This window comes from Rhodoferax sp. RT5P35 (genome assembly GCF_056521385.1).
The window spans coordinates 1-13,244 of sequence record NZ_JBWMAX010000016.1 but is presented as its reverse complement, the minus strand read 5'-3'; the positions used below and the strand labels follow the sequence as shown (position 1 = coordinate 13,244).

Here is a 13,244-nt window from a genome sequence, read left to right as displayed (position 1 = left end):
CCTACGCTGGCAGCTATTAAAACCGTAGTATCCAACCGAATGGCCTGCCGGGCCGCGCGCCACGGCAGCTAAAATTCGAAGCTGCCCGTGGACGCGGGCAAGCCGCTATTGACAACCTCCAAAGGATTTTTCCATGTCACTGTTTACCGCCGTCGAAATGGCACCGCGCGACCCGATTCTGGGCCTGAACGAGCAATTCAATGCCGACTCCAACCCCAACAAGGTCAACCTGGGCGTGGGCGTGTACTTCGACGACAACGGCAAACTACCCTTGCTGGCCTGCGTGCAAACCGTAGAAAAGCAAATGACCGATGCGCCCAAGCCCCGTGGCTACCTACCGATCGACGGCGTGGCGGCGTACGACTCTGCGGTCAAGGGCCTGGTGTTTGGTGCCGAGTCCGAGCCCGTCACCTCGGGCCGTGCGGTCACCGTGCAAGGCATTGGCGGCACCGGCGGCCTGAAGATTGGTGCTGACTTCCTGAAGAAGCTCAGCCCCAACGCCAAGGTCATGATCAGCGACCCGAGCTGGGAAAACCACCGTGCGCTGTTCCAGAACGCCGGTTTCGAAGTGGAAAGCTACGCCTACTACGATGCGGCCGCCCGTGGCGTGAACTTCGCCGGCATGCTGGCCTCGCTGAACGCTGCCGCGGCCGGCACCATCGTGGTCTTGCACGCCTGCTGCCACAACCCCACGGGTTACGACATCACCGCCGCCCAGTGGGACCAGGTGGTCGACGTGGTCAAGGCCCGCAAGCTCACCCCTTTCCTAGACATGGCCTACCAGGGCTTTGGCTACGGCATCGAGCAAGACGGCGCGGTCATCGGCAAGTTTGTGGCCGCCGGCCTGAGCTTTTTTGTGTCCACCTCGTTCAGCAAGAGCTTCAGCCTGTACGGCGAACGTGTGGGTGCCTTGACGGTGCTGTGCGAGTCGAAGGAAGAAGCCAGCCGCGTGCTGAGCCAGCTCAAGATCTGCATCCGCACCAATTACAGCAACCCGCAAATCCACGGTGCCACCGTGGTGGCCACGGTGCTCAACACCCCCGAGTTGCGCGCCCAGTGGGAAGGCGAGCTGGGCGAAATGCGCGTGCGTATCAAGGCCATGCGCCAAAAGCTGGTCGATGGCCTGAAGGCTGCCGGTGTACAGCAAGACATGTCGTTCATCACGAAGCAGATCGGCATGTTCAGCTACTCCAGCCTGCGCAAGGACCAGATGGTGCGCCTGCGCGAAGAATTCGGCGTGTACGGCACGGATACCGGCCGCATGTGCGTAGCCGCGCTGAACAGCAAGAACATCGACTACGTCTGCGCGTCCATCGCCAAAGTGGTCTAAAGCGCCAAGGGTAAAACGGTTCAGGGGGCATGAATTTTTACTTGCTCCTAAATAAATAGCTGCTAGCGCATATCCTACCTGCGCTAGCAGCTATTTTTACGTATAAATCCACTCTAAGGCCACCTTGCAACCCACCTACGAACAGGCCATGGGTGCCGCCATTGCCGCCTGTAATGCCCAGCAGCCGGATGCCGCCATGGCCATCTGCGCCGACATCCTGCGGCAACGCCCGGACGATCCCGCCGCCCACCAGTTATTGGCCCTGCTGCATCTGCAGAGCGGCCAGCCTGCACCGGCCCACCACCACATCCAGCACAGCCTGCAGGCCCGGCCCGGCTACCCGCCCGCCCTGTTGCTGGCGGGCAAGATCGCCCGGGCACGGGACGACCTGGTCGGGGCGGCACACCTGTTTGAACAAGCTGCCGCGCGCCACCCCGCCAGCGCTGAGCCAGCCTATTTACACGGGCTGACGTTGCTGGAGCAAGGCCAACAGGCCGCCGCCGCCCAGGTCCTGCAAGCCCTGGTGCTAGCGTATCCGCAGCATGCAGCCGCGTGGTTCCAGTTGGGGGTGGTACGGCAGGATCTGGGCGCCCTGCCCGCTGCGGTGGCCGCTTTTCAAGCGGCATTGCAGCACCAGCCCAGCCATGCCGAAGCCGCCGTCAATCTGGGTATCGCGCTGCAAGAGCTGGACCAGCTGCCCGACGCGATGCAGGCCTACCGCCAGGCCTACCGCTTGCGGCCCGACACTTTTGGCCGCATTGCCCAGGCCCTCACCTCCAGCCCGCACGGGGCCTTGTGGCTGGATCTGGCCGCGCTGCGCGCACTATTGGCCTGAGCCCCCGCGCTTGGCGCGAAAACGTTTGCGGTAAATGCCCGGCGTAGCCAGCACCTCACCCACCAGCGCGTCATAGCGGGCCGTGCGCTCCGGCGTAAACGCCTCGAACACCAACGTGGGCGCGGCCCGTGGCACGGCAAAGCACTGGGCGATGGGCGTACCTTTGGGCAGTACACCGCTGAAATCCGGCGCGGTCCACATGGCGGGAAAGTTGATGCCCGCATCGCTGAACCGGTCCGCATCCACCAGGCCGGTGAGCAGGCGAAAAGGCAGATCGTCGCGGTTCACCGGATGGGTGGCAAACAGCGACCAGCCCGGCTCCAGCTCAATGGTCCAAAAGCTGTTGAACTTCAAGGCCGAGGCCTGGCCCTGCTGGAACGGCGCGCCCGCCAGCTGCGCCGGGACATGAAAGCTCAGCGGTGCCCGCGGATGGGCTTCTACCGCCAGCGGCGGCAAGTCCCAGTCCCAGCTAAAGCGGCCACCCTCCACCCGCACATCGCAGGGCAGCAGCACCATGAAGCCGTGGCCCATGGCATCGACAAACGGCGGGCACTGCTTGACGGTGCGGATGTCGCGTCCGTGCAACTCTGAGAACGCCTTGGACGGCATAGCCCGCAGCCAACCGGGTAAGGTCTGTTTGGCCGGTACTGGGCGCGGCAAGAGGTCGATCAACGCAGGGTCGCAGCGGAAGGTGATGTGGTGCATAGGGCGCAGGCGGGGCAGGTTTTGACAACGCACAGCATAGCCAATGCCCGCCCCCCCGGCCCGACTGGCACCTAGATTGCAATAACCATCCCCCGGCAAAGCCGGGGGTTTTCAATTGGTGAGCCGCTCAAAGCGGCTAAACGAGGTCGCTAACGCGGCCCCAGCTCTTTGCGCTACCTCTTCGGTGGCAACCTACCTTCCCATCTCCACAATCCGAGCTGCGCCAACCGCTCGTCTTCCTTTTCCTGGTTCCTGATGTAGCGGCGGATCCCTTTTTGGTCTCGCCCCACCGTGGATACGAAGTACCCCCGTGCCCAGAAACTTTGGCCCGTGAAGTTTCTTCTGCTTTCTCCGTACGTCCGCACCAAATGGATGTCGCTTTTTCCTTTGATATACCCCACTACCTGTGATACCGCGTGCTTGGGCAGGATCGCAATCAGCATGTGTACGTGGGTCGGGCATCAAGTGCCCTTCTTCTATCCAGCACTCCTTTTGCCGCGCCAGCCCCCGGAAGACCTCTTTGAGTTCTTCCCGTAGCTGGCCGTACAGCACCTTGCGGCTTCCCTTTGGGATGGATACCACGTGGTACTTGCACTCCCATTTCGTGTGGTTTAGGCTTTCTATCTCGTCCATTTTGGTTTCTCCTTTCGTTTGCTTGGCGGCTCACGATTAGAGTTTCCAGGATGGACATCCCATACATACGCATACGTCAAACCTCTGCTGTCACCTCGGAATAGCCGGGAGATTACCGATTGGATTTACCCTATTAATGCAAACCCTGGTGTAGTTTGCAAAGTTTTTGAATCTCTCCACCCTACCACTTCAATAGGTCGCAAAATCGGGTAGCTATTTTTCATAGATAAACGTACACAAATGAACCCATCCACACGGGCTAATACAGCAAAAGCTGAAAACTCATGGTTGAAGAAACTAGGGCCCGGCTTGATTACAGGCGCAGCCGATGATGACCCCAGTGGCATTGCCACTTATTCTCAAGCGGGTGCGCAATTTGGCTTCAATATGCTGTGGACGGTTTTATTTACCTACCCCTTGATGGTGGGCATTCAAATCGTCAGCGCCAGAATTGGCCGGGTGAGTGGCCATGGCTTGGCCAGCAATATCCGACTGTATTATCCTGCGTGGCTTTTATACAGCGTGTTGGGGCTATTGTTGATTGCCAATACGATTAACATCGCCGCCGATGTTTCGGCTATGGGCGAAGCCTTAAAACTGATTTTTGGTGGACCAGCACAAATATACGCCATTGGTTTTGGCCTTATCTCTTTGCTACTGCAGGTATTTATTCCATACCGGCGCTATGTACGCATTTTGAAATGGCTGACACTGGCTTTATTGGCTTACGTGGCCACGACATTTGCCGTGCATACCCCTTGGATGCAGGTATTTGCCAAAGCCGTGTTTCCCCAAATGTCCTGGAAGCCCGAGTACGTCACTACCGTGGTGGCGGTGTTTGGCACCACCATCAGCCCGTATCTATTCTTTTGGCAGGCATCGCAGGAAGTAGAGGAGCAGTTGGCCAACCCCGAGGCCCGGCCATTGATCAGCGCGCCAGAGCAGGCAGCCGCCAATTTAAGACGTATCAAAATTGATACCTATATGGGCATGGGGTTTTCGAATCTGGTGGCTTTTTTTATTATCTTGACTACGGCAGTCACCTTGAACCTGCATGGCGTGACCGATATCCAAACCTCGGCACAAGCCGCCACCGCATTACGCCCAATTGCCGGAGATTTCGCCTTCTTGCTATTCAGCGCAGGGATTATCGGCACCGGGCTGCTGGCAATTCCCGTTTTGGCCGGGTCTTCCGCCTATGCCATGGCCGGTGCATTCCAGTGGAAAAACAGCCTTGAACGTGCGCCAATGGACGCCAAACGCTTCTACGCAATTATTGCGGTATCCACTGTGATTGGCATCGCACTTGGATTTACGCCCATGGACCCGATCAAAGCCCTGTATTGGAGCGCAGTGATCAATGGGGTTATTTCCGTTCCAATTATGTTTGTGATGATGCTGATGGCCGTACGGCCCGAAATTATGGGGAAATTTGCGATTTCAACCCCCTTGAAGCTGCTCGGCTGGCTAGCCACGCTGATGATGGCCTTAGCCGTTGTGGCCATGTTTTTGACCATGTAGGCCTGGCTCCGCTATTGCTATCAAATAAATAGCTATCAGCATAGGTAAAGACTGCGCTGGAGCCATTTTTTCTATAAATTCAATCTAAGCGAAGAGCGGCTCACAGAGCCTGCGCCAGCCGCGCAATGCCCTCTTCAATCTTGTCCACGCCCACTGTGGCGAAGCTCAGGCGCAGGGTGGACCCATCCGGGTCGTGCGCAAAGAAGGGCGCGCCGGGCACAAAGGCCACCAGTTTCTCGATGGCGCGCTTGGCAAAAGCGCTGGCATCGCGCCCTTCGGTCAGGCGGGCCCAAAAGAACATGCCGCCTTGTGGGGCGTTGAAGGCAATGGCGGAACCCAATTCGCGTTGCAGGCTGGCAGCCATCACCCGCGCGCGCTCGGCGTAGGTGGTGCGCACCACGGCCAAGGCACCGTCCAGGCGGTTCAGAGTGAGGTAGTGGGCGGCGGTGGCCTGGGTCAGGTTGCTGGTGTGGGCATCGCTGAACTGCTTGCACATGGTGGCCACGGCCAGCAGTGCGGGCGGGGCGATCATCCAGCCCACGCGCAGGCCGGGGCTCAAGATTTTGCTCATCGAACCACAGTGCACCAGCCACTCGCGGCTACCGGGCACGCCGTCGCTCAGGGCCAGCATGCTGGGCGGGGGCGGCTGGTCAAAGTACAGCTCACCGTAGGGGTCGTCTTCGACGATCAGCGTCTGGGTGCGCACCGCAATTTCCAGGATGCGTTTGCGCCGCTCCAGGCTCAGCGTGGCCCCGCTGGGGTTGCCGAAGGTGGGAATCAGGTAGACCAGTTTGGGCTTGTATTGGTCGATCAGTTTTTCCAGCGCGTCTACGTCCACACCGTTCGCGTCAATAGGTGCGCCAATCAGCTTGGCGCCGTACAGGCGGAAGCACTGGATGGTGGCCAAAAAAGTGGGCGCTTCCACGATCACCGTGTCGCCGGGGTTGATCATGGTTTTGCCCACCAGGTCCAGCGCCTGCTGGCTGCCGGTGGTGACTATCAGGCCGTCCGGGGCCACTGTCGCGCCTTTGTGGGCCATGAAACGGCTGAGTTGCTCGCGCAGCGGGTTGAAACCCTCGGTAGCACCGTACTGCAGCACCGGGCCGGGGTTTGTGGCCAGCACGGCGGCGGTGGACGCAGCAATGCCTTCCACATCGAACAGCGCCGGGTCGGGGAAACCACCCGCAAAGCTGATGATGCCGGGCGTGCCCAGCAGCTTGAAAAGTTCGCGGATGGCAGAGGTTTCAACGTTTTGGAGGCGCTGGGCAAACGGCAGGGAAACAGGCAATGGCATGGGGATGTACTCGCTTTGGGGCCGCTATTGTCGCCAATCGGCACACTGCGGTTCTGCGCCGACGCAATGCGGACTTTACATACCCAAAAGCGAACCATAAATCGTTCAGAATAGGGTCGGATGTAAGCAATTAATTCCAATTTAAAACACAGGACGCACCATATGCCCGACATCGCGGTATTTTTTCAAACGGTCAAATTGCCCGTCATGTCCGAAGTGGCGCATGCGCTGATTCGCACGCTGAACGACGACGATGCGACCGGCCCGCAGGTGGCAGCCATCATCGCCAAAGACTCTACGCTCACGGCCAAGCTTTTGCGGCTGGCCAACAGCGCCAGTTTTGGCCTGAGCCGCAGCGTCAGCTCGCTGGACGATGCCATCAGCCTGGTGGGCATGGGCCGGGTGCGCACACTGGGCCTGGCAGCGTCCATGGGCGATGCGTTTCCGGTAGTCGATGGACTGAGCCGTGCCGAGTTCTGGCGCAGCTGCATGGTGAGTGCAGGCTACGCCCAGTGGCTGGCCGCCCACCTGGGGCTGGATGGCAGCGAAGCCTGGCTGGCCAGCATGATGGTGCGGCTGGGCGAATTGATGATTGCCCAGGTACAGCCCGACAGCCTGGCCGAGATTGAAAAACTGCCGCACCAGCCCGGTGGGCGCTGGGAACGCGAGCAACGCCTGATCGGCTTCAGCGAAGGCCAGATTACTGCCGAGCTGGCCCGCCGCTGGAACTTTCCTGCCGAGATCGTGCGGGCGCTGGACACCAGTTCTGAGCCCCTGGAAGCCAAGCCCTTCAACCGCTTGGGCGGCATCGTCCACCTGGCCATGCTGCTGGCCGATATGCCCCCCGGTGGCCCCGAGATGCTGGACGCGCTGCCCGAAGAAGTGGTGAAGAAACTGCAACTCAACCCCGAGTGGATGCGCACCAAGTTCCCCCTGCCCGACTCGTTCATCCAAGTCAATTGATCTGGGGTGTAATCCCGGCATGAAACGCGACGCCATTGCCGGATTTTTTGCCACTCTCCAGGCCGCCAACCCCATGCCGGTGACCGAACTGGAGTACACCAGTGTGTTCGAGCTGCTTACCGCCGTGCTGCTGTCGGCCCAGGCCACCGACGTGGGGGTCAACAAGGCCACCCGCCGCCTATTTCCAGTGGCCAACACACCGCAGGCCATTCTGAACCTGGGGTTGGACGGGCTGGAGGGCTATATCAAAACCATAGGTCTGTACCACAGCAAGGCCCGGCACCTGCTGCAAACCTGCCAGATGCTGGTGCAACTGCATGGCGGCCGGGTGCCGCGCAGCCGCGAGGCGCTGGAAGCGCTGCCTGGCGTGGGCCGCAAGACCGCCAACGTGGTGCTAAACGTAGCTTTTGGCGAGCCCACCATGGCGGTGGACACACATATTTTTCGCCTGGGCAACCGTACCGGGCTGGCACCGGGCAAAACCCCGCTGGAGGTGGAAAAAGGCTTGCTCAAACGCATCCCGCCTGCCTACATGGTGGACGCGCACCACTGGCTGATCCTGCATGGCCGCTACGTCTGCCAGGCCCGCAAGCCGCTGTGCTGGCAGTGCGGCGTGGCGCAGTTTTGCGACTTTCAGCCCAAGACGGTGGCAGAAGCAGGCTGAACGCCAACGGTGGGCGCACGGGTTTCAAACATCACCACCATCAGCCAGCCGTCGCTGTACGAGGTTTCAAACAAATGGAACCAGCGCCCATCGACCATATCCACTACAAAATTGCGCTGCGGCTGGCTACGCCGTTTGCCATCCGCAGCCCGCAGCCAGGCTTCGATGTCATTGGTGGCAATGCGCGGACCGACCTGCTGGGCATGGCTGTAACGGACGATGTCGGCAAAGCTGACCGTATCATGTTGCACAGCATACAAACTGATGAATGCCGGGTTCGCCACCGCAAGCCGGTCGGATGGGTCAAACAACGCAAACGGCGCTTCGCCGATGTCTAGACCTGCCAGAAGCTGTGCCACCCGCAACGGATCGGTCAGCGCCGCCGGGGTGCTGTAGCTGGTGCGTACAGACATGGGCACCAGCGCACCTGGCTGGGTAGCAACATCTTCGCCCAGCACTACCACGCAGTCGCGGCCTCGGTGTTTGGCCCGGTACAGCATCTGATCGGCCAGTCGCAACCAGGCTTCCACATTGGGTACGTCGGCGGTCAGCTCGGCCACGCCAAAGCTGGCGGTGACGAGCACGCTGTCCAGCAGCGGCTGGTCGTAGAGATCGCGGCGCAGCCGGTCCAGTACATCCCGGGCAGCAGGGGCCGAGGTCATGGGCAAAAGCACACCAAACTCTTCGCCACCGTAGCGGCCGCAAACATCGGTCTCCCGCAGCACACGACTAAGGGCATCGGCAAAGCGGCAGATGGCCTGGTCGCCTGCCGCGTGGCCGTGCAGGTCGTTGATACGCTTGAAATGGTCCAGATCGGCCATCACCAGCACGGCAGGTTTGCCCTGGCGGCGAAACCGCGCAAACTCGGCGCGCACCAGCTGCTCCCAATGGGTACGGTTGTACAGGCCCGACAAACCGTCGTGCTGGCTTTGGTGCTCCAGGGCCAAGCTTTGTTTTTTTAGCCGGTGGATGGCTTTGCGCGCGATATGGCTGATCAAAATAGGCTGGCACACCAGCAATGGCAGGCAGGCCAGTACAGTCCAGCGGGCGGCATCTGGCTGGACATGCAGCCCAAACAAGGCCACGCCCAGCAGCACGCCCAAGGCCTGCCAGACCAGACCACGCACTACTAAGCGCGTGCCACCCCCGGCCATGGAGTCCATGCTCAGCAGGCTGACCGTCAGCACGCTGGGCAACAGGTTGAACTGCATCAGCACCATCCACATGCCACCCAGAAAGTGGTCTGCCAACAGATTGCGGCGCTCGGCCTCGCGCGGGTTGGCTGCACGGCGTGCCAGCCACCACGCCACATGGGGACCCACAAAACAATGCAACACCGGGCCAATCCACACCCACGCAGGCGCACCATTCTGGACAAAAACTGCGCCGCTCATCAAGAACCCCAGGGCCAGCCCGGCCATGCGCGAAAAATAGCTACGGCGCGCGAAACCCAGGTGGTTTTGCAATGCCTCCGGCGAAGGATCAGGCTTCACTATGGACACGCCGCACAGCCAACCACTGCTCCAGACCATCGGCTGAGAGCGGGCGGGCATACAAATACCCTTGCAGCACCGGGCAGCCGCGCGCAATCAGAAAGTCGGCCTGCACCTCGGTTTCCACGCCCTCGGCCACCACGGTGAGGTTCAAGCCATCACCGATGCGTAGCACGGTGTTGGTGAGGGCCTGGGCGACGGCGTTCTCGGCCAAATCTTGCACGAAGCTTTTGTCGAGCTTCAGCTCGTGGATCGGCAGGTGGTGCAGGTAGCCCAGCGACGAATAGCCGGTGCCAAAGTCGTCCAGCGAGAGGTGTACACCCAAGGCCTGCACTGCCTCAATGGTGGCGGACACGCCTTCGGTGGTGTCCATGGCCACGCTTTCGGTCATCTCCAGCGTAAGGTCTTGCGGGCACAGGCCGTGCTGGCGCAGCAGCCCGGCCACCAGACCGGGGAGACCGGGGTTCTGAAAATTGCGGGCCGACACGTTCACCGCCACCCGGGGCACGGCCACGCCGCGCGCGCGCCAGTCGGCCATCTGGCGGCAAGCCTCGCCCAAACCCCAACGGGTGAGCTCGTCGATCAGCCCGCATTCTTCCGCTAGCGGAATGAACTGTGCCGGTGACACGGCACCCAATTGCGGATGGTCCCATCGGGCCAGCGCCTCCACGCCATACAGCACCGAACCCGCCGGGCCGCTGACCTGGGGCTGGTAGTGCAGGCGCAACTGCCCCAGGCGCAGCGCCTCGCGCAGTGCGGCCTCCAGCGACAACCGTTCCAGCGTGCGGCGGTTCATGGCATCGTTGAAGAAGCGCAGGCAGCCGCGCCCGTCGTGCTTGGCCTGGTGCATGGCCAGATCGGCCTGGCGCAGCAGCGTGTCGAAGTCTTGTCCATCCTCGGGAAACATGGCGACACCCACGCTGGCGTTGGGGTGCAAGGTTGCCCCAGAGGGCAATGTCAGGGGTGCGGCAATAGCGGCCAGCAAACGCTCGGCCGCTGCAGCGGCTTGCTCGGTACTGCACTCTGAAAGTACGGCCACAAACTCGTCACCCGCTTGGCGGCCTACCAAATCGCGGCCCCGCACCTCCTGGCTGAGTCGGTTGGCGATCTCGCTCAACAGCGCATCGCCGGCGCCGTGGCCCTGCTCTTCATTGACATGCTTGAAGCGGTCGATATTGACAAATAACAGGGCAAGCGGCTCCTGTGCGCGTTGCGACTCGGCCACCGCCCGCTCGGCCTTGGTACGCAGCATTTTTCGGTTCGGCAGACTGGTAAGCGCATCATAAAAAGCCAGATGGTGGATATGGGCACGCGACTCCTCCCGTTCCATGGCCAGCGCGCACAGGTGCAGGCTGACGTCGATCAGCCGCTGGTGCAGGGCATCGGGGCCGCGCTGGGTGCGGTAGTAAAACGCAAAGGTGCCAAGCACCCGACCATCATGGGCCTTGATCGGGCTAGACCAGCAGGCCACGAGCCCATAAGGCAGGATCAGGTGTTTGTAAGGAGCCCAAAGCGGGTCACTGGCGATGTCGGTCACGGCCACCGGCTCGCCACGCCAGGCTGCCGCACCGCACGAACCGACATTCGGGCCGATGCAGGCACCGGTGATAGCGTTGGAAAACTCAATGGGCAGGCTGGGTGCGGCCAAGGGCTGCAACTGGCCTTGCCAATCCACCGCCAAAATCGAAGCAACCACTTCAGGGGCAATACGCTCTACCTCGCGGCACACCAAGTCCATCAACTGCGGCAGCGGCCACTCTTCGGCCATGGCATGCAGCAACTTGTACTGCAGCACCTCGTGCATTTTGGTCTGGGTGATGTCGGTCAGCACGCCCACCACACCAGAGAACTTGCCGTCTGCATCGAACAAAGGATTCGCCACGACAGACACCCACAGTGGTCGCCCAGCCTTGGTGTACAGCAAGATGTCGGCACGGCCCCCGCCGGGGAGCAGCAGCTGCTGTTTGATGCGTTCGACTACCTGCATGTCGGTATGGGGCCCAGACAAGGTGGTGCTGACGGTGCGGCCCAGTACCTCTTCCAGGGTATAGCCAAACATGCTGGTAAAGCCCGCATTGGCAAAGGTGATACGGGTGTCGGGCCCGCCCACGATAAAGGCGTTGTCGCTCTGGTTCACCACCTGCAGCAACTGGTACAAGGGGTTTTCCTGGGTGCGGCCATGGCCTGCGCCTAGCGGGTCGGCTTCCCGGTCAACAACAGCAAGCAGGCTTGAGGTTTGCATGGTCGCATTGTGGAAGTATTCAATCCAGTTTACCAACCAGCATGCGAAATAGTGAACAAGTTTAGAGCGCCATTAACCATGCAAACCCTCATACAGCAGCGCTGCCTACCGCCGTCTGCAGCAAGAAAAATTAGGCATAAAATCGGCATCCAGCGTATATTTTATATACGCTATTAGCTATTTATTCAATAGCAAATCGCCTTATACGGCTCCGCTTTGCGACACACCTGCAGAGGCAAAACTGGCCATCTCGGCCAGCACCAGGCAGGCCGATTGCAGCAGCGGCCAGGCCAGCGCCGCACCCGAGCCCTCGCCCAGCCGCAGTCCCACATCCAGTAGCGGCTGCGCACCTAGGTTGTCCAGCATCCGGCTGTGCCCATGCTCGCCTGAGCGGTGGGCAAACACGCAGCGCTGCAGCACCAGCGGCTGCAACGCATGCGCCACCATCACCACCGCCGTGGTGATGAAGCCATCCACCACCACCACCCGCCGCTCTTCGGCCGCCTGCAGCACCGCACCCAGCATGGTGGCCATCTCGAAACCACCAAACACCTCCAAGGCATGTAGCGGGTCGTGGACAGCGGCATGGCGCTCCAGCACCTGGGCCAGCACCGCCACTTTGCGCTGCAGACCCGCATCGTCCAGCCCGGTGCCAACGCCAGTGCAGTCGGCAATCGGCAGCCCGGTCAGGCGCGCCATCAGGAGCGATGCCGCCGAAGTATTGCCAATACCCATTTCACCCAGCAATAGCACGTTACCCGGCAGGCTTTTGACAATCGCGCGGCCCTGGGCGATGGCCCGTTCGCATTCGGCCGCGCCCATGGCGGCTTCGTTCAGGGAGTCGGCGGTGCCGTAGGCGATCTTGTAATCCAGGAAGCCGGGGCGTGGCGCAAAATCGTGGCGCACGCCGCAGTCCACCACCGTCAGGGCAATCCCGTGCTGGCGCGCCAACACGCTCACGCAGGCGCCGCCGGCCAGAAAGTTCTCCACCATCTGCCAGGTCACATCGCTGGGGTAGGCCGACACACCACGCGCCGCCAGTCCGTGGTCGCCCGCAAACACCACTAGCTGGGGCTGCACCAATTGGGGCGCATCGGTACCCAGAATTTCGCCCAATTGCAGGGCCAGCGCTTCCAGACCGCCCAGCGAACCCAGGGGCTTGGTTTTCTGGTCCAGTTTGGTTTGCAGGGCTCGGCGCAGGGCGGGATTGGACAGGTCAGACAAGGTCATACAAGGGGCTCGTGGTTCACAACAAAAGTCCTGCACATTACATGAAAAAACGGGCATTACCGCGCCTAATAGCGCCGCTGGTATGGGAATTGCGTTCACCGCAACAGCGCTGTTAAGGGCAAACACCAGCAAGAATGCACCATTTTGGAACCTAAAATTTATGGGTTATGGTGTGTATGTGCCTTCACTTTTTGTAACTGAATTACCAGGAAATATTGATGAAAAAACTCCTACTGACTTTCGCATTGACCGCCCTCGCTGCTGCCGCCCTGGCGCAAGGCAAAGACCTCAAAGTCGCCATCGACCCGACCTACGAACCCTTCACCTTCAAGAC

Annotated in this window: 10 protein-coding genes and 1 pseudogene; 5 read left to right on the top strand and 6 right to left on the bottom strand. The window is 60.8% G+C overall.

Going from position 1 to position 13,244, the window contains the following annotated elements; all coding sequences use genetic code 11:
* Window positions 1-133 precede the first annotated feature (133 nt).
* The gene (locus AC097L_RS20485) at window positions 134-1,330 is read left to right on the top strand and encodes an amino acid aminotransferase (RefSeq protein WP_479588569.1); all 1,197 of its coding nucleotides are present in this window, start codon (window positions 134-136) and stop codon (window positions 1,328-1,330) included.
* A 124-nt stretch (window positions 1,331-1,454) separates the two neighbouring features.
* Complete coding sequence (locus AC097L_RS20480) at window positions 1,455-2,165, top strand: tetratricopeptide repeat protein (RefSeq protein WP_479588568.1); 711 nt, start codon at window positions 1,455-1,457, stop codon at window positions 2,163-2,165.
* On the opposite strand, the gene AC097L_RS20475 is transcribed toward AC097L_RS20480, so the two are convergent.
* Window positions 2,154-2,870, bottom strand: coding sequence for a hypothetical protein (locus AC097L_RS20475; protein WP_479588567.1), 717 nt, complete (start codon window positions 2,868-2,870; stop codon window positions 2,154-2,156). The two genes, AC097L_RS20480 and AC097L_RS20475, sit on opposite strands and share 12 nt — an antisense overlap.
* A gap of 173 nt (window positions 2,871-3,043) precedes the next feature.
* Window positions 3,044-3,503, bottom strand: a pseudogene (tnpA, locus tag AC097L_RS20470) (IS200/IS605 family transposase).
* A gap of 240 nt (window positions 3,504-3,743) precedes the next feature.
* On the opposite strand from tnpA, the gene AC097L_RS20465 reads away from it, so the two are divergent.
* On the top strand, window positions 3,744-5,024 hold the full coding sequence (locus AC097L_RS20465) for an NRAMP family divalent metal transporter (protein ID WP_479588566.1): 1,281 nt from the start codon (window positions 3,744-3,746) through the stop codon (window positions 5,022-5,024).
* Between the two features lie 100 nt (window positions 5,025-5,124).
* On the opposite strand, the gene AC097L_RS20460 is transcribed toward AC097L_RS20465, so the two are convergent.
* Window positions 5,125-6,300 (bottom strand): aminotransferase-like domain-containing protein, encoded by a 1,176-nt coding sequence (locus AC097L_RS20460; protein WP_479588657.1) that lies wholly within the window; start codon window positions 6,298-6,300, stop codon window positions 5,125-5,127.
* Between the two features lie 180 nt (window positions 6,301-6,480).
* On the opposite strand from AC097L_RS20460, the gene AC097L_RS20455 reads away from it, so the two are divergent.
* On the top strand, window positions 6,481-7,281 hold the full coding sequence (locus tag AC097L_RS20455) for an HDOD domain-containing protein (RefSeq protein WP_479588565.1): 801 nt from the start codon (window positions 6,481-6,483) through the stop codon (window positions 7,279-7,281).
* A gap of 19 nt (window positions 7,282-7,300) precedes the next feature.
* Window positions 7,301-7,945, top strand: a complete 645-nt coding sequence (gene nth / locus AC097L_RS20450) for an endonuclease III (RefSeq protein ID WP_479588564.1) — start codon at window positions 7,301-7,303, stop codon at window positions 7,943-7,945.
* On the opposite strand, the gene AC097L_RS20445 is transcribed toward nth, so the two are convergent.
* The 3 genes from AC097L_RS20445 to cobT form a co-directional block, all read right to left on the bottom strand.
* Window positions 7,915-9,498, bottom strand: a complete 1,584-nt coding sequence (locus tag AC097L_RS20445; RefSeq protein ID WP_479588563.1) for a diguanylate cyclase — start codon at window positions 9,496-9,498, stop codon at window positions 7,915-7,917. The genes nth and AC097L_RS20445 overlap by 31 nt on opposite strands.
* The gene (locus tag AC097L_RS20440) at window positions 9,428-11,680 is read right to left on the bottom strand and encodes a sensor domain-containing protein (protein WP_479588562.1); all 2,253 of its coding nucleotides are present in this window, start codon (window positions 11,678-11,680) and stop codon (window positions 9,428-9,430) included. The genes AC097L_RS20445 and AC097L_RS20440 overlap by 71 nt, the downstream gene beginning before the upstream one ends.
* A gap of 201 nt (window positions 11,681-11,881) precedes the next feature.
* On the bottom strand, window positions 11,882-12,910 hold the full coding sequence (gene cobT / locus AC097L_RS20435; RefSeq protein ID WP_479588561.1) for a nicotinate-nucleotide--dimethylbenzimidazole phosphoribosyltransferase: 1,029 nt from the start codon (window positions 12,908-12,910) through the stop codon (window positions 11,882-11,884).
* Window positions 12,911-13,244 lie beyond the last annotated feature (334 nt).

Excerpts from the sequence above, each read along its gene's own strand:
- AC097L_RS20485 (WP_479588569.1), top strand. The coding sequence starts at position 134 with ATGTCACTGTTTACCGCCGTCGAAATGGCACCGCGCGACCCGATTCTG.
- AC097L_RS20475 (WP_479588567.1), bottom strand. The coding sequence starts at position 2,870 with ATGCACCACATCACCTTCCGCTGCGACCCTGCGTTGATCGACCTCTTG.
- AC097L_RS20465 (WP_479588566.1), top strand. The coding sequence starts at position 3,744 with ATGAACCCATCCACACGGGCTAATACAGCAAAAGCTGAAAACTCATGG.
- AC097L_RS20455 (WP_479588565.1), top strand. The coding sequence starts at position 6,481 with ATGCCCGACATCGCGGTATTTTTTCAAACGGTCAAATTGCCCGTCATG.
- nth (WP_479588564.1), top strand. The coding sequence starts at position 7,301 with ATGAAACGCGACGCCATTGCCGGATTTTTTGCCACTCTCCAGGCCGCC.
- AC097L_RS20445 (WP_479588563.1), bottom strand. The coding sequence starts at position 9,498 with ATGCCCGCCCGCTCTCAGCCGATGGTCTGGAGCAGTGGTTGGCTGTGC.
- AC097L_RS20440 (WP_479588562.1), bottom strand. The coding sequence starts at position 11,680 with ATGCAAACCTCAAGCCTGCTTGCTGTTGTTGACCGGGAAGCCGACCCG.
- cobT (WP_479588561.1), bottom strand. The coding sequence starts at position 12,910 with ATGACCTTGTCTGACCTGTCCAATCCCGCCCTGCGCCGAGCCCTGCAA.